At 40.1% G+C, this 17673-nt stretch carries 15 protein-coding genes, 6 tRNA genes and 3 pseudogenes; 20 read left to right on the top strand and 4 right to left on the bottom strand.

Features of this window, described 5'->3' with window-relative positions; genetic code table 11:
• The first annotated feature begins 70 nt into the window (after positions 1–70).
• The 16 genes from rph (at position 71) to pdxA (ending at position 10538) form a co-directional block, all read left to right on the top strand.
• Entirely contained in the window at positions 71–856 is a 786-nt protein-coding gene (gene rph, locus M663_RS0109540; RefSeq protein WP_029688754.1) for a ribonuclease PH, read from the top strand.
• Entirely contained in the window at positions 816–1412 is a 597-nt protein-coding gene (locus tag M663_RS0109545; RefSeq protein ID WP_003868189.1) for an XTP/dITP diphosphatase, read from the top strand. Before rph ends, M663_RS0109545 begins: the two co-directional genes overlap by 41 nt.
• On the top strand, positions 1413–1913 hold the full coding sequence (locus tag M663_RS0109550) for a metallophosphoesterase (protein ID WP_003868188.1): 501 nt from the start codon (positions 1413–1415) through the stop codon (positions 1911–1913).
• A 163-nt stretch (positions 1914–2076) separates the two neighbouring features.
• Positions 2077–2150, top strand: a tRNA-Gly gene (locus tag M663_RS0109555).
• Positions 2151–2153: 3 nt separating this feature from the next.
• Positions 2154–2230, top strand: a tRNA-Arg gene (locus M663_RS0109560).
• A gap of 11 nt (positions 2231–2241) precedes the next feature.
• Positions 2242–2318 (top strand) — tRNA-His (locus M663_RS0109565).
• Between the two features lie 3 nt (positions 2319–2321).
• Positions 2322–2396 (top strand) — tRNA-Gln (locus M663_RS0109570).
• Between the two features lie 18 nt (positions 2397–2414).
• Positions 2415–2490 (top strand) — tRNA-Lys (locus M663_RS0109575).
• A gap of 33 nt (positions 2491–2523) precedes the next feature.
• A tRNA-Leu gene (locus tag M663_RS0109580) sits at positions 2524–2610 on the top strand.
• A gap of 157 nt (positions 2611–2767) precedes the next feature.
• Positions 2768–3088, top strand: a complete 321-nt coding sequence (locus M663_RS15495) for a hypothetical protein (RefSeq protein ID WP_012269553.1) — start codon at positions 2768–2770, stop codon at positions 3086–3088.
• Between the two features lie 662 nt (positions 3089–3750).
• A complete protein-coding gene (locus M663_RS0109590; protein ID WP_003868187.1) occupies positions 3751–5628 on the top strand; it encodes a sigma-54-dependent Fis family transcriptional regulator in 1878 nt (625 codons plus the stop codon).
• Positions 5629–5842: 214 nt separating this feature from the next.
• Positions 5843–6145: a UxaA family hydrolase gene (locus M663_RS0109595; protein WP_003868186.1), complete on the top strand. Its 303-nt coding sequence runs from the start codon at positions 5843–5845 to the stop codon at positions 6143–6145.
• Entirely contained in the window at positions 6142–7302 is a 1161-nt protein-coding gene (locus M663_RS0109600; RefSeq protein ID WP_003868185.1) for a UxaA family hydrolase, read from the top strand. Before M663_RS0109595 ends, M663_RS0109600 begins: the two co-directional genes overlap by 4 nt.
• An 18-nt stretch (positions 7303–7320) precedes the next feature.
• Positions 7321–8286, top strand: a complete 966-nt coding sequence (locus tag M663_RS0109605) for a 2-keto-3-deoxygluconate permease (RefSeq protein ID WP_012269551.1) — start codon at positions 7321–7323, stop codon at positions 8284–8286.
• Entirely contained in the window at positions 8287–9546 is a 1260-nt protein-coding gene (locus tag M663_RS0109610; RefSeq protein WP_012269550.1) for a four-carbon acid sugar kinase family protein, read from the top strand. It abuts the gene before it with no gap.
• Positions 9543–10538 carry a 4-hydroxythreonine-4-phosphate dehydrogenase PdxA gene (pdxA, locus tag M663_RS0109615; RefSeq protein ID WP_012269549.1) on the top strand — a complete coding sequence of 332 codons (996 nt, stop codon included), beginning with the start codon at positions 9543–9545 and terminating at the stop codon, positions 10536–10538. Before M663_RS0109610 ends, pdxA begins: the two co-directional genes overlap by 4 nt.
• Positions 10539–10573: 35 nt before the next feature.
• Here pdxA and M663_RS14740 read toward each other — a convergent pair.
• A pseudogene (locus M663_RS14740) lies at positions 10574–11963 on the bottom strand (IS1182 family transposase).
• A gap of 691 nt (positions 11964–12654) precedes the next feature.
• Here M663_RS14740 and M663_RS0109625 point away from each other — a divergent pair.
• Together M663_RS0109625 and M663_RS0109630 are read left to right on the top strand one after the other, a co-directional pair.
• Positions 12655–12897 carry a hypothetical protein gene (locus tag M663_RS0109625; protein ID WP_003868180.1) on the top strand — a complete coding sequence of 81 codons (243 nt, stop codon included), beginning with the start codon at positions 12655–12657 and terminating at the stop codon, positions 12895–12897.
• Positions 12881–13138, top strand: coding sequence for a type II toxin-antitoxin system RelE/ParE family toxin (locus M663_RS0109630; RefSeq protein ID WP_003868179.1), 258 nt, complete (start codon positions 12881–12883; stop codon positions 13136–13138). The genes M663_RS0109625 and M663_RS0109630 overlap by 17 nt, the downstream gene beginning before the upstream one ends.
• Positions 13139–13523: 385 nt before the next feature.
• Here the strand turns inward: M663_RS0109630 and M663_RS15505 are convergent.
• Positions 13524–13793, bottom strand: a pseudogene (locus M663_RS15505) (transposase); the annotation flags it as partial.
• Between the two features lie 63 nt (positions 13794–13856).
• Positions 13857–14946: pseudogene (locus M663_RS14745) on the bottom strand (IS481 family transposase).
• Between the two features lie 104 nt (positions 14947–15050).
• On the opposite strand from M663_RS14745, the gene M663_RS0109645 reads away from it, so the two are divergent.
• Complete coding sequence (locus M663_RS0109645; protein WP_029688756.1) at positions 15051–16493, top strand: ISLre2 family transposase; 1443 nt, start codon at positions 15051–15053, stop codon at positions 16491–16493.
• A 116-nt stretch (positions 16494–16609) separates the two neighbouring features.
• Here M663_RS0109645 and M663_RS15510 read toward each other — a convergent pair whose 3' ends face one another.
• Entirely contained in the window at positions 16610–16732 is a 123-nt protein-coding gene (locus tag M663_RS15510; protein WP_003868173.1) for a hypothetical protein, read from the bottom strand.
• Positions 16733–17022: 290 nt separating this feature from the next.
• Between M663_RS15510 and M663_RS0109660 the strand changes: the two genes are divergently transcribed.
• Positions 17023–17673: UPF0236 family protein (locus M663_RS0109660; RefSeq protein ID WP_029688757.1), on the top strand; the 651-nt coding region annotated here is incomplete at its 3' end.

The following is a 17673-nucleotide window of genomic DNA, read 5'->3' on the forward strand; positions in this document are numbered from 1 at the left end:
TTGTAGAATAAAAACAATGAGAGGATAAATTAACATTAAACTATTTTTATGAAATGAAAGGGTTGAAGAAATGAATAGAATTGATGGAAGGGAATTTAATGAGCTGAGACCTATAAAAATTACAAGAAATTTTAATAAATTTGCAGAAGGTTCTGTGCTAATTGAAATAGGGGAGACAAAAGTCATTTGTACAGCTTCTATTGAGGATAAAGTACCTCCATTCCAAAAAGGTACAGGTAAGGGTTGGATAACTAGTGAGTATGGTATGTTGCCAAGAGCAACTGAAACGAGAAATCCAAGAGAAGTAACTAAAGGAAGACCTAGTGGAAGGACTATGGAAATACAGCGGCTTATAGGCCGTTCTTTAAGGTCTGTAGTAGATTTGGAGGTGTTAGGAGAAAAAACTATTTGGATAGATTGCGATGTTATCCAAGCGGATGGAGGTACAAGAACAGCTTCTATTACAGGTTCATTTATAGCATTGGCAGATGCACTTAACAAATTGGTAGAAAAAGGTGACATCCCTAAGATTCCTTTGAAAGGTTTTGTTGCGGCTGTAAGTGTAGGAATTGTGGAGGGAAATGAGCTTTTAGATTTATCCTTTCAAGAAGATTCGAATGCATTAGTAGATATGAATGTAGTTATGACAGACAAAGGAGAAATTGTAGAAATACAGGGAACAGGTGAAGGTGGACCATTTACAAAGCAGAATTTGACAGACCTTTTAAGCCTTGCAGAATATGGGATTGAACAGATTATCAAAATTCAAAAAGAAGTTCTTTCAGATATTGTAGATAAAATAGGAGTTGATTCAGTTGAAAATAATAATAGCAACCCACAATCCTCACAAAACTGAAGAAATAAAAAATTTTTTTAAAGGCTATCCTGTTGAAATTTATTCTATGGCAGACTTGGGTATAAAAGAAGACATAGAAGAGACAGGAAATACGATTGAAGAAAATGCTCTTATCAAGGCTCGCTTTTTAAAAGAAAAGGTTGATGGAATTGTTATAGCTGACGATACAGGATTGTTTGTGGAGCATTTAAATGGACAACCTGGAGTATATTCAGCAAGATTTGCTGGTGAAAATGCTACCTATGAAGATAACAACAAAAAATTATTAAAACTATTAGAGGGCGTTCCTTACGAAAAAAGAAAAGCCTATTTTAAGACAGTGATAGCAGTGGTAGAAAGAGAAAAAGAAACTTTATTAGAAGGTAAATTAGAAGGGTATATTTTAGATCGTCATCGAGGAAAAAATGGTTTTGGATACGATCCGATTTTTTACGTTGATGATTTAGGGAAAACTTTGGCAGAACTTACTATGGAAGAAAAGAATAAGATAAGTCACAGAGCTAATGCTCTTGTGAAATTGAAAAATTACATTTTACAACGTTTGGGGGAAAAATAAATGGTTTTAGCTGTAATTAGTGATACACATGGTATATTTACACTAGTTAGAAAAAAATTGCGGGAGCTTAAGGGAATAGATTATCTTATTCATTTAGGAGATAATGCTTCAGACGCCGCTCAACTATCTCAAGAGTTTGGTATTCCGTTGGAGTATGTTAAAGGAAATTGTGATTTTCCTACAAAAGACGAATTGGAGAAAGTAATTGAAATAGAAGGCAAAAAAATCCTGTTGACTCATGGACACCGATATTACGTGAAGTATGAGTATCAAACGATTTTAGATAGAGGAAAAGAATTGGGAGTAAATGCGGTATTTTTTGGGCATACACATATTCCTATGATTTCAAAACATGAAGATATTTTACTTTTAAATCCCGGCAGTCCTTCTTTGCCACGAGAAGGTGCGAAAAGAACAATAGCATTAGTGACAATTGATATTAGCGGGATATTCCCAAGATTGGTGAATTTAGAAGAAGCTTCAGTGATAAAAGAAGCTTAGAAGGTGTAAAAGGAAGAGTTACTCGTTTTATGTCTTTTATACAATTTAATCTACGAAAATTTTTTACTGGAGGTGTTGACAAAGATAGGGGCATCTGATATAATCTAAAACTGTCAGACGAATTGAGAAACAAGCGAGGAAAATTAAATTAAGTTGATTATATGCGGGTGTAGCTCAATGGTAGAGCCCCAGCCTTCCAAGCTGGTTACGTGGGTTCGATTCCCATCACCCGCTCCATATGCGCCTGTAGCTCAGTTGGATAGAGCAACGGCCTTCTAAGCCGTGTGTCGGGAGTTCGAATCTCTCCAGGCGCACCATTTATTGTGTGGTGGATATAGTTCAGTTGGTTAGAGCGCCAGATTGTGGCTCTGGAGGTCGTGGGTTCGAGTCCCACTATCCACCCCATGTTGGGATGTAGCCAAGCGGTAAGGCACCAGACTTTGACTCTGGCATTCGTAGGTTCGAATCCTACCATCCCAGCCAATTATCAGATAATTATATGACCCATTAGCTCAGGAGGTAGAGCACCTGCCTTTTAAGCAGGGTGTCCCGCGTTCGAGTCGCGGATGGGTCACCAGTTTTAAAGGAAAAAATGAGGTTTTGAATTTGGGCGGGAGTGGCGGAATTGGCAGACGCGCTAGATTCAGGTTCTAGTGCCTAAAGTGGCATATGGGTTCAAGTCCCTTCTCCCGCACCATAAAAAATCAAGGGTTTCAGGATTTTGAAGAATTTTACAAAGACATTGTTGACTACATTTTGACTACATAAATTGTCAGACAATTTCAGAACCTCATCCTTGACTACACGCTAGGTAGTCAAGTTTTTTTATATTCTCCCAAAAGGGAGAAAGTAAAGTGGGTTCGATTAAAAAGAGAGGTAATAAATATCAAGTAATAATTGAGTTGGAGAAGGATATAAATGAAAAAAGAATTAGAAGATATTTCACTGCTAATTCTGAAGCAGAAGCTAAAAAGATTTTGACAGAACAAGAGTATCAATTGCAGCAAAATTGTTTTGTTATCCCCACTGAGGTGACCTTTGGAGAATTTTTAAATTACTGGTTTGATAATTACGTAAAAATCAAAAATGAAAAAAACAACACAAACTGCATACAGACATATATTAGACAAATACATTATCCCCAAGTTGGGCAATATACAATTTGCAAAGGTTAACACATCCAAAGTTACTATAAATATTTGATTGAAGAAGCTGAATTGTTCCCCAATACTGTATATAAACACCATACAAACATACGAAAAGTTCTAGATTCTAGATTTTGCTTTAAAACAAAAATTTGTTAGCAGTAACGTTGCTAATACAGTAGAACTACCTAAAAAAATTAAATTTAGGGGAAATTTATATACGGTAGAGCAGTTAAAAGAACTGCTTAAAGAATAGAATGTAAGTATCAGAAAAAAGCATTCAAAGAATTTATTATAGCCTAAAATATTAGACTCTTTTTAAAATGTAAAATTTATAAAAAGTTTTTTAAAACAAATTTTTTGGCATATTGCAATTTATAAAAGTTCATTAAAAATCAGGGTTATCAAGCTGCTTTACACATATTATTGGGATATTTACAAATTTTTGATGTATTTATGATGTATTTAACATCGTTGAGTTATAAAAATTAGCGACTTTGATAGAAAAGCGTTAATTTTAAAAGAATAACAAGTTATCAATGATGTTCCAAAGGCATTTACTTTAATAAGTAAATAGAAGTAAATTTCAAGTAGGAAGCATGGCCTTTGAAAGAAAAAAATTTTATAACCTGAAGGCTTATCAACATAAATTCAATCCCAGGCCCTGATTGGCGTACGGGGGTGAATCACAAATGAAAATTGTGCTTATTGCTCCTTATAGAGATTTGCTGGAGACCGCAATTACAGTAAAAAAAGACCTGAATGTCGATATCGAACTGGAGCTAGGAGATTTGAGCGAAGGTGTCAAGGTGGCCAGAGAATGGGAGAAAAAGGGTGTCGATATCATAATAAGTCGAGGGGGCACGTACCAGCTTATAAAAGAATCAGTTTCTGTGCCTGTAGTGGAAATTAAGGTAAGTGCTTTCGACATTTTAAGGCAGTTTAACGGATTGATAGGGTGCAAAGAAATTATAGGTGTAGCCGGATATAAAAATGTAATATACGGCTGCGAAGTTATCGGGGAGATATTAGATTTAAATTTAATTAAGGTGGTCATCGAAAAAGAGGAAGAAGGCCTGCGGCAGGTTGCCGCAGCCAAAGAAAAGGGTGTAAGTTTAATTATAGGGGACACGATCGGCGCTTACAGTGCCAAAAGATTAGGGCTGAAGAGCCGCCTCATCACCTCTGGAAAGGAAGCCGTGGCTGCTGCTGTAAGCGAGTCTTTCAGGCTGGCCCAAGCACTCAAGGCGGAGAAAGAAAAAGCCGAACAGATCAGGACCATAGTAGACTTCGTGCACGATGGAATTATCGCCATAGATAAAGAGGGCAGAGTTTCTATATACAATAGGATGGCCGAGAAAATATTCAAAAGGCCGCCGGCCGAAGCCGTCGGGCGAAAGGTTGAGACGGTAGTGCCCAACACCAGGCTTTACGAGGTGATAGAGACAGGAAAACCCCAGATCGGAGAGTTGCAGGAAGTTTTGGGTACCATGATCACCACAAACCGGGTACCTATAGTGGTAGGGAACGAGGTCGTGGGAGCGGTGGCCACCTTTCAAGACGTCACCATGCTCCAGAAAGTGGAACAGAAAATAAGAAGGCAGCTTGCCGACAGGGGTCTGGTGGCTATGTACACATTCGATGATATTATCTATTCGAGCGAAAAGATGAAGGATGTGGTAAATCAGGCCAAAAAATACGCGCTGCTCGACTCTACAGTACTCATATTCGGAGAAACCGGCACGGGTAAGGAACTTTTTGCCCAGAGCATTCACAATGCCAGCAGGAGGAAAAACGGCCCCTTTGTAGCCATAAACTGTGCTGCACTGCCTGAAAACCTTCTGGAAAGCGAGCTTTTCGGCTACGCTGAAGGCGCTTTTACCGGTGCACGGAAGGGAGGAAAAGCCGGATTGTTTGAGCTGGCCCATGGGGGGACCATTTTTCTCGATGAGATCGGAGAAATGCCTCCGGGCCTCCAGTCCAAACTGCTCCGTGTAATTCAGGAAAGAAGGGTTATGAGGATAGGGGATGACAGGTTAATCCCAGTGGATGTAAGGATAATATGCGCCACAAACAGGGAACTCGTTGAAATGATAAAACAGGGCAAATTCAGGGTAGATCTGTTCTATCGCATAAACGTCCTGCAGATTAATATACCACCTCTCAGGGAGAGAAAAGAGGACTTGGATGTGCTAGTGCCCCATTTCATAAAAAAATATTCGCTTGGCTGCGGAAAGTATATAAACGGCCTAACTTCAAGGGCAATGGACTTTTTGAAAACCTTTAACTTTCCGGGAAACGTAAGGGAGCTTGAGAGCATTATAGAAAGAGCATGCGCCCTCTGCGAGGGGACTTTAATAGACGTTGGGGATATAAGGTTTTATCAACGGGAAGAGAGTGATGTAATGCCGAAAATGGAGAGTCATGATATAAAACCCCTGGAGGAGATAGAAAGAGAGTACATCGCAAAGGCTATAAGGTTAGCAGGAGGCAATTTATCTGAAGCTGCACGGAAGCTGGGCGTTAACAGGACGACTCTTTGGAGAAAGTTAAAGGAAAATAAAAAATAAGATTCAAAAATAATGGACGGCGAAGATTGTTGTTGCAAAATGTAGCGGTAGTTTTAATTTTGCAACATTACATGTTGCAAAATTTTATAAATTATAATCGCATAAACAGGCATATAAATGCTCGGAGCAGGTCCATTGCGGTTCAGGTAATGGGATGGGACTTCAAGAATATGTGGCACGGTTCTTGCTTTACCATTTTACGGAGGTGATTTTTATGAAAAAGTTGGCAGTGGTAGTACATACTGAAGACAACGTAGCCACTGCAGTACAAAATCTGAGCAAAGGGCAGGAGGTGCGTGTGGATGTGGACGGTAATGAGATGCAGGTAAAATTGATAGACGATATTCCCTTTGGCCACAAGTTTGCGCTGAAGGACATCGAAGCGGAAATGGACGTGATAAAATACGGAGAGGTCATCGGCAGGGCTACCCGGTTCATTAAGACAGGAGAGCATGTCCATGTCCATAACATAGAAAGCCTGCGAGGCAGGGGCGATTGGGAGGGTGAGAAAAAATGAAAATAATGGGCTATGTTAGACCGGACGGCAGAGTAGGCATCCGAAATCACATACTTATAATACCTTCTTCTGTCTGTGCCAGCGAGGTGGCTATGCGTATAGCTTCGCATGTGGAGGGAGCGGTAGCGCTTGCCAACCAGCACGGTTGCTGTCAGATCGGAGCAGACCTGGAACTTACCGCGAAGACTCTGGTCGGCCTCGGCAAGAATCCGAACGTGGCGGCTGCCCTGGTGGTAGGGTTGGGCTGTGAAGGTGTTCCTACCGAAAAGGTGGCCGAGGAAATAGCGGCGACCGGCAAGAGGGTGGAGTATATAATAATTCAGGACTGCGGCGGGACGCTGAAAGCCGAAGAGATCGGGACTAGAATAGCAAGACAAATGGCGCAGGAAGCCGCACTGCTGAAGAGGGAAGAAGTGGATATATCCAATTTAATACTTGCGGTGGAATGTGGCGGTTCCGATACCACTTCAGGACTTGCCTCGAATCCGGTGGCGGGCTATGTTTCAGATAAATTAATCGAACTGGGCGGCACATCCATGTTTTCGGAGACCACGGAGATAATAGGCGCCGAGCATCTACTGGCAAAGCGTGCCGTTTCTAGGGAAGTGGCTGATAAGCTCCTGGAGATCGTAAGAAGGTGCGAAGAAAAAGCCAAGACGATGGGAGTCGATATGCGGGGAGGACAGCCTACTCCGGGCAATATCGAGGGAGGCATAAGCACCATAGAGGAAAAATCCATGGGCGCTATATATAAAGGCGGTACGAAACCGATACAGGGAATCCTGGATTATGCAGAACCACCGGCTGAGAAGGGCGGTCTTTATATCATGGATACCCCCGGGCAGGACATAGAGTCAATAACCGGTATGACCGCAGGCGGAGCGCAAGTGGTGATCTTTACGACCGGCAGGGGTACGCCCACCGGTTCGCCGATTGCTCCAGTTATAAAGATAACTGCTAACCCCGATACGTATAAAAAGATGGAGGATAACATAGATTTCAACGCCGGTACCATAGTCCAAGGCGACGAAACTATAAGAGAGGCTGGAGAACGGTTATTCAAAGAGATGATAGAAGTCGTCAACGGCAAGCTTACAAAAGCCGAGGTGTTAAAGCATAGAGAATTTGGAATATACAAACTCATATCCACTTTCTGAAAGGAGAGGTGAATTCCTGTGAAAATATTAAGAGCTATCAACCGGGTGCCCGGAGGCTTGATGGTGGTTCCACTTTTACTTGGGGCAACAATAAACACTTTTTTTCCTCAGATCCTGGAGATAGGCGGCTTTACCACTGCTCTTTTTAAACAAGGTGCTATGCCCCTGATTGCCCTTTTCCTGCTGTGCAACGGTTCGCAGATTACGATCAGACAGGCTGGAGTTTCTCTGAGCAAGGGCGTTGCCCTCACTGCTGTAAAGCTTTTTATAGGGGTTGTTTTGGGATGGTTCGTCGGAAAATTTATGGGCCCTTTTGGCTTTTTCGGACTTTCATCCCTCGCCATAATAGGAGCCCTCACAAATTCCAATGGTGGTCTGTATACAGCACTTGCTTCACAGTACGGTGACCCGGACGACGTGGGAGCAATAGCTGTACTGTCCATAAATGACGGCCCCTTCTTAACTATGGTGGCCATGGGGGCCACCGGCCTGGCCAATATCCCATTTATATACCTTGTGGCTGTCATAATCCCAATCCTGGTCGGTATGGTGCTGGGCAATCTGGACGAGGACTGGAAAAAATTCCTTGAACCCGGACAAAAACTCCTCATACCGTTTTTTGCTTTTCCCCTGGGTGCAGCCTTGGACTTTAGGACTATTTTTAAGGCCGGCCTACCAGGATTCTTGCTAGGACTTCTAACAGTGGTACTTACCGGTATGGGAGGTTATCTTACGATAAAGTACATTTTTCGGGAGAAAAAGGCTGTTGGGGCGGCTATTGGTACTACCGCTGGTAATGCCGTAGCGACTCCCGCCGCTGTTGCCGCCGCCGATCCAACCCTGGCGCCTCTGGTTGAGATTGCTACAGCTCAGATTGCAGCCTCGGTAATAGTTACAGCTGTACTCGCTCCTCTGCTGGTAGCCTATCTGGATAAGCTGGAGCGGAAAAACAATAATTCTTTGAGGAGGGAGGAAGTTGTATAGTTGTATAGAGTTATAGTAATAGCTGATGATTTTACCGGAAGCAATGATACCGGGGTACAACTGGTAAAGCACGGGTATTATGTGATTACCCTGATCGGTACGGCAGGGGTAAAAAAATACGAGGATGTTGCCGACGCCCTGGTGATAGATACTGAGACCCGGAGCATACCGGCTTTAGTTGCCTATGAAAAACTGAAAGAAATATCAAACATTGTAGGTGAGTATAAGGAGGCGGTGGTCTATAAAAAAATCGACTCTACTCTCCGGGGTAACATCGGAGTCGAAATCAAGGCGCTGCGTGAGGGACTTAAGCCTGAACTGACGATATTCGCACCGGCCTTTCCCAAAAACGGACGAACGACAGAAAAGGGTGTCCACTATCTTAAGGGCGTGCCGGTGGATAAGACCGAACTTGCTAGGGACCCGAAAAACCCCGTTACCACAGCGGATGTTAAAAAAATCCTGGAAGAAGGCTTGAAGGTTCCGGTTAAGCATAAGGTCCTGGAGGAAATAAGCCGGGATCTGCGGAAAGACATAGAAAAAGAGATGAGAGAATACGATGTATTTTCCTTTGATGCGAAAACCGATGACGATTTGATAAAAATAGCTACTAGCGTACTGGACCTGGGTAAGAAAACGCTGTGGGTTGGTTCCGCCGGCCTGGCCGAGGCCTTAATTGCCTCTCTTGAGAAAAAAGAAAAGAAGAATCCTGTGCTGGTTATAGCGGGAAGCGTCAGCCAGGTAACCAGACGGCAGGTGTTCAAGGCGCTGGAAGACAGCCGTATCGTCCTAGTAAAACTCGACGTAAAAAGGGCTTTGTCGCATCCCGAAGAGGAAATAGATCGGATCCGAAAAATTGTTCTGGATTTTATGAACGCAGCAAAGGACGTAATAATAGCATCGGCGGCAGAGGAAGATGCAGTATCCGAAGCACTAATAGCAGCGAGGGGGAAAGGGCTTTCACCACAGGATACCAGCGAAGTTCTGGCGCAGTTCTTGGGGGAAGTTGCCTGCTCGATCGTAGAGGCAAAAAGGCCGGGAGGTTTAGTGCTGACCGGTGGAGATACGGCCATACACGTTGTGAAGAGCCTTTCCACCGCGGGATGTAGGATAAATTCTGAACTGGAACCGGGCATACCTGAACTTGTTCTGATAAAAGGGTCTGTAGACGGCCTTAGAGTGGTGACGAAAGCCGGAGCTTTTGGAAATGATGAATCGATCTTAAACGCGGTTAAGTTTTTGAGGGGGGATGGAAGATGAGACCTCTCGTGGCAATAACCATGGGGGACCCGGCGGGGGTCGGTCCGGAGATAAGCTTGAAAGCCGCGGTGTCGGCGGAAGTTTCCAGCTTTGCAAGACCTTTGATCCTAGGTTCTGGTCTAGTACTTCGGTATTACGCGAACCTGCTGAAGATATCCGTGCCTTTAAGGAGCATAGATTCGCCGGCGGAGTACCAGGATGGATTTGTAAATTATATATCCGTAAATAATCTTTCACTGGCCGATTTTGAAATAGGAAAAGTTTCGCCACTCTGCGGGCGGGCGGCATACGAGTACCTGGAGGCCGGCATAAGAATGGCCCTCAGGGGAGAAGCTTCTGCCATTGCTACAGCCCCTTTGAATAAAGAGGCCCTTCACAGAGCCGGCCTGGAATTTGCAGGTCACACCGAAATACTAGCGAAACTGACGGGGACTAAGGATTACGCCATGATGCTGGTTGCGGGAAACTTGCGGGTAATGCACGTCTCCACCCACGTGGCCCTTCGAGGGGCATGCGATATGGTAAAAAAGGAAAGAGTTTACAAGATCGTAACCCTGGCAGCTACAGCTGCTGCTTCTCTAGGGGTGCGCGATCCTCGGATAGCCGTCGCTGGACTTAATCCTCATGCAGGGGAGGGAGGTCTTTTCGGCGACGAAGAGATATACGAGATAGCGCCCGCCGTGGAAAAAGCCCGGGAGCAGGGTCTCAGCGTTTACGGACCGCTGCCACCTGACACGGTTTTTTTGAAAGCATCAAGAGGCGAGTACGACGTGGTCGTGGCTATGTACCACGATCAGGGGCATATAGCTGTGAAAATGGCGGGGTTTGAAAGGGGAGTAAACGTAACAGTGGGCCTGCCCATCATCCGCACGTCGGTTGACCACGGCACCGCTTTTGACATAGCGGGCAGGGGAATTGCCGATGAGCGAAGCATGGTGGAAGCTGTCAAACTTGCTGCTGAGATGGTGAAATATAAAAACGAAAAAAAATAGAGCCTATAGTGGCTCTCTCAGATTGACGACAAACCTCACTTTTTATACATGTAAAAAGTGGGGTTTGCTTTGTATTTGGATATAATTGTATATAATCTGATAAATATTGGATAAAAATCATGCAAAGTTGAAAAACCCTTGCACTTTTTCCATAGCCATGTTGCTAATTTCTTTAAATTCATGCATGCGAAAACAAGTATCGCCTGCATGGACAATTTTTTTATCCCTCTTAACGTTGTCCATCGCAAACTATGCTTCTCTTTCATATCTGCAAATACTCTCTCTATTGTCTCTTTCCTTCTTGCATATACTTCTCTATTGTATGGTGTATGCCTTAAATGCTCCGCTTCTTCTACATATCTTTCCCATACATGCCTAAATATCCTTTTTGTGTAATCTTTACTCGCTGTACATTTGTCCCTTAATAGACAGCTCTTGCATTTTTCTGGATTTGATTTGTATTCTCTATATCCTTCTTTGTTAGTCGTAACATATGTTAATATTTCGTTTTAAGGACATATATAACAGTCATAATATTCGTCATATACGTATTGGTGTTTTTTCATAAACCCATCTTTTGTCATTTGGCCTTGTGTATGGTACTACTGGTATTATCCCTCTGTCAAACATTGTCTTTAATATGTACTGTGTTTTATAGCCTGCGTCTACTGCTACTGCCTTGGGTTTTCCTACATTCTTTATGACTTCATCTAATACTTCTTCGAACATTACGCTATCATGCAAGTTTGCGCTTGTTACTTTCGCTGCTAAAATGAATCCATTTTTATCGCAGGCTGTGTGAAAGGAATATGCAAAGCATTTTTCTTTCCCACTTTTGTTTAATATCCCACTGTCAGGATCTGTTTTGTTCACTTTTACTTCTTTTGTCTCGATTTTTTCTTTTTGCTTTAATGTCTTTTTCCCATGTAGTTCTCTGTCTTTTGCTATTTCTTCTTCTAATTTTGCTTGATAGTTTTGCTCTCTTTTTCTATTTATTTCTTTGTAGTATTTTTTCTTGTTGGCACTTGCTTTTACATGGGTTGCGTCTATGAATACTTCTTCTACATTTATGAATTTGTGTTTTATTGTTTCTTCTAGTATCCTCGTAAATATTTTTTCGAATATGTCTGTATTTTTGGATCTTCTTTCATAGTTCTTGCTAAAGGTAGAAAAGTGGGGTATTTCTTCGTTTAATCCATATCCTAAAAACCATTTGTAGGCCACATTTGTTTGTATTTCTGCTATTGTCCTCCTCAATGATGGTATACCGAATAGGTATTGAATGAATAATATTTTTATCAGTACTACTGGGTCTATACTTGGTCTATCATAATTTTCGGAGTATTTGTCTTTTACTAAGTCATATATGAAATCAAATTTGATGACTTTTTCTATTTTTCTCAATAGGTGATCTTGGGGAACTATGACTTGTCAAGACAAATCTCGCAAAGCATATTTCAGACAGCTCATGGGCAAAATTTTTAGAATATCTATCATACAAGGCAAAGTGGTATGGTAGGACACTCATTATTGCAAATAGAACATTCCCATCATCAAAATATGCAGTAATTGTGGATACTATTATAGCGAACTTAAATTATCAGAGCGGATATGGGAATGTCTTGTTTGTGACGCTGTTCATGACAGAGACGGAAATGCAGTAGCAAACTTGCGAAACTATGGTGCTGCTTGCGTAAAAGAACAATAAGGTAGGAACTACCCGAATTCACGCTTGTGGAGATCGGGCTTCTACTGCGGAGAAAATTTTTCTTCTTTCGTAGCAAGTCTGGTCAAAGAAGCAGGAAGCCACCACCTAGGTAGGTGGTGGTAGTTCACAGAACTCTTACAAAGAAAGGCAAAAAGACAAACCCTACAGAATTAGACAGTTTAAAAATGACAAGCAGTAGGTGATAATAAAAGAACGTATAAAAATATAAAGAACATAAGCGCAGCAATTGTTTTACTTATATTAGAAGTTGCTGCGCTTTTTCTACAGAAAATACTCTAGTTAAGGTTAAGAGCTTTTCCTTCATAATAAAAAAGTAAAAAACAAAATACACAATGGTATGTTAATTTTTAATTTTTTATAGTAAAATAAAGAAAGAAGGAATATAAAATGGTGGTGAGTACGATGACCTTAAAAGAACAGGCTTATAAGATAATAGATGCAATTCCCGAAGAAAAAATGGCAAAAGTTTTAACTATACTCAAAAATCTAAAAGAAATAATAGATGAAGAATTAGATGAATTTGATATTCAACTTATAGAAGAAGCTAAACAAATTATTGCCAGTGAAAAAGAATTTATACCCTTTGAGGAGGTGCTGAGGGAGGCTGGAATTAATGAAAAAGAATTATAAAATACAATTTAGTAAAAAAGCTGCAAAATTCTTCAAAGACCAGCCACCCCAGCAGCAAAAAAGACTTGCGCAGGCAATTAGCAAATTACCTGAAGGTGATATACGACTCCTCAAAGGATATGATGACATTTATAGATTAAGAGTAGGAGACTACAGGATTATTTTTACGATCGAAGAGAATGAATTGCTAATTCGTATTTTAATTATAGGTAATCGTGGAGATGTATATAAAAAATTATAAAGATTAGCCTATAAGCAAATAAATAGGAGAGGGTATGTATGATCTGAAAGAGTACGTACCCTATTTGTCTCTTTTAAGAGCACTCTTTCAGCAATAAATATATAAAAAGGAAAGTACTATTTATGAAATTAATACTTAGTTCAGAAGTAAGAAAATTTTTACAAGACAGTATATTAAATGAAGAAGACTTGATAAATTAAGGTCAAGGCTAAATTTTTGTATAAAGTCCCTTTGGTTAGAATATAATTCTTCTTTATCACCACCGTCAATTCATTGTACTGCTCCTGCCATCCTGATGTCAAGGATACGCTACTCTCGGGCTTTCGCCCGTTCTTGGCACCAGGAGGCTTCGGCAGTTATTAAAAAGTAACGGTGGTGACAAAGGTTATTTTACTGAAATAACCTTGTCTTTCACCTGTTTTGAAATTTCTTTCTGCCACTCGAAATATTCAGTCATATCTAAGTACTTCCTCCCTGAACCCCATTTTTCATCTTGTTCCATTAACAATGCTCCTATTAGACGAATGCCAGATTCCTTACTCGGAAATATCCTTATAATCCTTTTACGACGGCGAACTTCTTGATTTAACCGCTCTAACATATTAGTAGTGCGAAGCTTTCTTCTTCGATAAGGCTCAGGGAGTTCTAGAACTGCTATTTATCCATGTAGTCCTCTTTGCTTGTACCATAAAAAGAATTCGCGGTAGTTTCTTCTGATTCACTGTCCCCTATCATAAGGTCCAATACTTCGGGACTTGGTGAAGACATATTTACCACCTAAATTTATGTTGAAGAAGGGAATAAAAAGGGCCCACTTTTTTAAGAATATCTTCAAGAAGCAAAGTAGGAAAGGAAAATACATGAGAAGAAACCAGTACTTTGGACTCCTTGAATTTTTCATAAGGAGTCCTTCCTTTCATTCCTTTTCCATTGTGAGGTCTAAAGAAATTCCACGTATCTTGCCATTTTTGAGCTTTAGCGAGGAATTCGTTTTTTGCTTTACATCTTTCAGCATGAATCATCAAGAAATATTCGTCATCTGCTCTGTGAGAGTTTTCTATTATTCCCATGAGATGTTTAGTTGCTGGAGGTATTGGAGAAAGTACAACACCGAGGGAAGAGAATATATTATTCCATTATGCAAGAGTTTTGTGGCTACCTCCACAAAATTCTTGCCCGTTGTCCAATCTGATATTTATTGCATTTCTCACATTGAGAGTTCTTAACCACAAAGCAACTAGAGTTATGAACATAAAACCCAAAGTAGAAGAAAGTTCATAAGAATAAGCCGTGAATCTAGTTATTGTTCCGACATCTATAATATTCCACTCAAAACGAGGCAAATTATATTTCTCCATATGTTGAACTATTTCAGGAGGAAGACTTTGTTTATCTAGAAGATGCTTTGTATCAAGTTGAAATTTACTAAAAGGGATTAAAGTTTCATAATCATATAAACCTCTTTCACCCTTTTTCGTTTTTCTTTTGTTTTTGGTGACGTTATTTCTTTTAAGAATAGATTTTATTGTATTTTCACTTATTCTGAGAGCATATTTTCTATACAAATAAAAAGCCAGACATCTGTATCTTGAGACCAGTTTTTTTGCTTCAAGAATAATAAGATTTTCTAGATGAGTAAGAGCTTTTCTAGGAGAATTTTTAGGTTTTCGAGATTTATCATGAAGAGGGCCATTGATAGCTCTATGGACAGTGTGTGTTGAGATACAAAGTATTTTTGCAGTTTTAGAGATATTACAATTATTTTGCTCATAAACTTTTCTAACGACTTCTCTAGCTTTTGATAGTATAAAATTTCAGTAGGTGATGAAGCAGGAAAAAAAGGTACAGATGTAGAAAAAAGACCTCACCGGGAAAAAAATCAAAAATCAAATCAAAGGAAGGTGAGGTCTGAATGTTATTAGATATTCGACACATAATGGGGATAATCCTGCTTTTTGTTCAAGGTTTAATGAAAATAATAAGTGAGAGCAAAGATTTTTATGAACTAGAGAAAGGGATACATGAACTTACACAAAAAGTATCAAGACAACTTCTTGAGTGGGCAGCAGAAGAGATTGACAGAAAGCTAATGGAGAACCGAGATAAAAGAGTGTGGGAGGTAATAGGATTTAGAGCGAAGCAGGTGATAAGCATTTTTGGGGAATTTACGTACAGGAGGAGGTTATACAGGAACAAAGAGACAGGTGAGACGAAATTTCTTTTAGACGAAATATTGGGGATTCCGAGAGGAGCCAGAATAACACCGGGGATAAGGGAGATAGCGACAAAACTAGCCACAGAAATGACCTTTAGGAGGGCAGCAAAAGTATTAAGCTACCTTTTTCCGCATATTAGCTCAATGACGATATGGAATGTAGTCCAGGAAGTAGGTGATGAGATAAAGAAGGAGAGCGAAAAAAAGAAAGAAGCTGTATTTGAATATGGACAAATACCAGAAGGGAAAGAAAAAGCATCAAAGCTTTATATAGAAGGAGACGGGGTAGTAATAAGACTGCAGAGGTCGGATAAGAAGAGAGGAGAAAAAAAGCACTTTGTAATCTATGAAGGGAAAGAAGAAGAATCACAGGGAAGATATAGACTAAAGAACAAACTAGTAGTAAGCGGCGTAGCAGAAGGAGAGAGCATGTGGGAAGAAGTATACGTGAAAGTAGGAAGTAAATGGAAATTAGACAAAATAGAGAAAGTGTATATAGGAGGGGACGGAGCGGAATGGCCAAAAGGAGGATTAGAATACTTTTCAGGAGCAGAATATAGACTGGATCCGTATCACTTGCAGAAGAACTTGCTAGAGGCCCTGTGGTATGACGAAGAGACATATGACAAGGTAAGAGAAGCAATTTATCAAGGGGACTTAGAAAAAACGCAAAGGACATTAGAAGAAGCAATAAAGAAGGCGAAAGGAGAACGCCGGAAGAAACTTGTTAAGCTATTAAAATACCTTGCGGAGAATTGGGAGGGGATAAAAGGTTCTGAAGGAACGGAAAGATTAGGAGCCATAGAAGGCCAAGTTCAGCATAACATAGCAAGACGTATGAAACGGCTTGGAGCCAGGTGGACAGAAGAAGGTGGAGACAAAATGAGTAGGATACTATCAGAAAAAGCGAATGGCAGGTTAGAAGACTATACAACAAAGTGGCATTTAAAACAAGAAGAAATAAAAAAGATAATGCAGATTTCAAAGCAGGAGGAAAAAAGAAAATACACGGAAGAAGACGTAGAAGAATGGTTAAGAGTTTCATTACCGATACTGAAAGGTCCATTTGCGAGCAAGCCATGGATAAAATACGTTTTAAAGGAATTAACACGAGCAAATGGATTAGCAGTAGGTATTTGAGAAGTAAACAATTCTAGTATATATTTTACATTAAAAAAGTGAAAAAGGAAGCGGATATTTATGATTTGCTGAAGTAATAATTTAACATAATTAGCAATATATATAAACTACTAATTTTAAACTCCTAGATTTTTAACGGTGAGGTCAGTTATAAAAATTTTTCTCCTACAAAATCTTGACACAGACCTAGCTTTTTCAGGGGATATTTTTCTAAGCTCATGATATGTTATAATATTCATAGAAGGCTGACCTCCCATCCTGGTAATTTGTTTATGGTTCTTTTGAAAGGAATGTTTCCATTTTTAATTATATCAAAAAGAAGGGAGGCAGCCTCAATTCTTTTTATAGTTCCTTCTTCATTTTCTTTCTCTGCTTTTTCAAAGTGGTAAATATCTTTATACCTATTCGAGAGATATAACAAAACATAGTGTAAAATTATCGTAGGAATTTTTAAGAGAAAAAAACAAGAGACAACCCCTGTGATAAAATAGAACTAGGAAACAAAACAACACAGAAAGGGGTGTCTCTTGTGAAAAAACATATCTTTGAAGATATTATACTACAAAATGCTCTAAATTTCACTAGAGAAATGATAGAAATTTTTAGTGATTTATTAAACGAAGGAATGAATATTACAGAGCTTGCAGCAAGGATAAAAGAACTCACGGAAAAACTAGGTAGAGAGGCAATAGAAGCAATTATTGAAGAGTTAGATAAGATAATAAAAGAAGATAAGAGAAGGAAAGAAAAATGGGTAGTAGAGAGGAAAGATAAAAAGAGATTAACGACAGTCCTTGGGAATATTGAATATGAGAGGACATATTACAAATCTAGGGAGGATGGGAGATATACATATTTGGTGGATGATGCATTAGAGATAGGGCGGCACGATAGGATAGAAAAGGGAGTAAAAATAAAGTTAGTAGAAAACGCAATAGAAGAATCATATGAGAGAAGTAGTAAAAAAGCATGTCCAGAGGAGTTAAGTAAACAGACGGTATTAAACGCAATAAGGGAAGTAGGAGAAGTAGAAGTAAAGAGAGAAATAAAAGAGAAGAAAGAGATAAGGGTTTTATACATAGAGGCAGACGAGGACCATGTACCTTTACAGGACGGGAGAGATGAAACTCCACGATTAGTATACATTGTCAATTCTCAAATTAAATCTCCAAAGATTTTC

Source organism: Thermoanaerobacter sp. A7A (assembly GCF_000445185.1).
Taxonomy (GTDB): Bacteria; Bacillota; Thermoanaerobacteria; order Thermoanaerobacterales; family Thermoanaerobacteraceae; genus Thermoanaerobacter.

Excerpts from the sequence above, each read along its gene's own strand:
- M663_RS0109630 (WP_003868179.1), top strand. The coding sequence starts at position 12,881 with ATGAAAAAGAATTATAAAATACAATTTAGTAAAAAAGCTGCAAAATTC.
- M663_RS0109625 (WP_003868180.1), top strand. The coding sequence starts at position 12,655 with ATGGTGGTGAGTACGATGACCTTAAAAGAACAGGCTTATAAGATAATA.
- M663_RS0109645 (WP_029688756.1), top strand. The coding sequence starts at position 15,051 with ATGTTATTAGATATTCGACACATAATGGGGATAATCCTGCTTTTTGTT.
- M663_RS0109550 (WP_003868188.1), top strand. The coding sequence starts at position 1,413 with ATGGTTTTAGCTGTAATTAGTGATACACATGGTATATTTACACTAGTT.
- M663_RS0109590 (WP_003868187.1), top strand. The coding sequence starts at position 3,751 with ATGAAAATTGTGCTTATTGCTCCTTATAGAGATTTGCTGGAGACCGCA.
- rph (WP_029688754.1), top strand. The coding sequence starts at position 71 with ATGAATAGAATTGATGGAAGGGAATTTAATGAGCTGAGACCTATAAAA.
- M663_RS0109600 (WP_003868185.1), top strand. The coding sequence starts at position 6,142 with ATGAAAATAATGGGCTATGTTAGACCGGACGGCAGAGTAGGCATCCGA.
- M663_RS0109595 (WP_003868186.1), top strand. The coding sequence starts at position 5,843 with ATGAAAAAGTTGGCAGTGGTAGTACATACTGAAGACAACGTAGCCACT.
- pdxA (WP_012269549.1), top strand. The coding sequence starts at position 9,543 with ATGAGACCTCTCGTGGCAATAACCATGGGGGACCCGGCGGGGGTCGGT.
- M663_RS15510 (WP_003868173.1), bottom strand. The coding sequence starts at position 16,732 with ATGAATATTATAACATATCATGAGCTTAGAAAAATATCCCCTGAAAAA.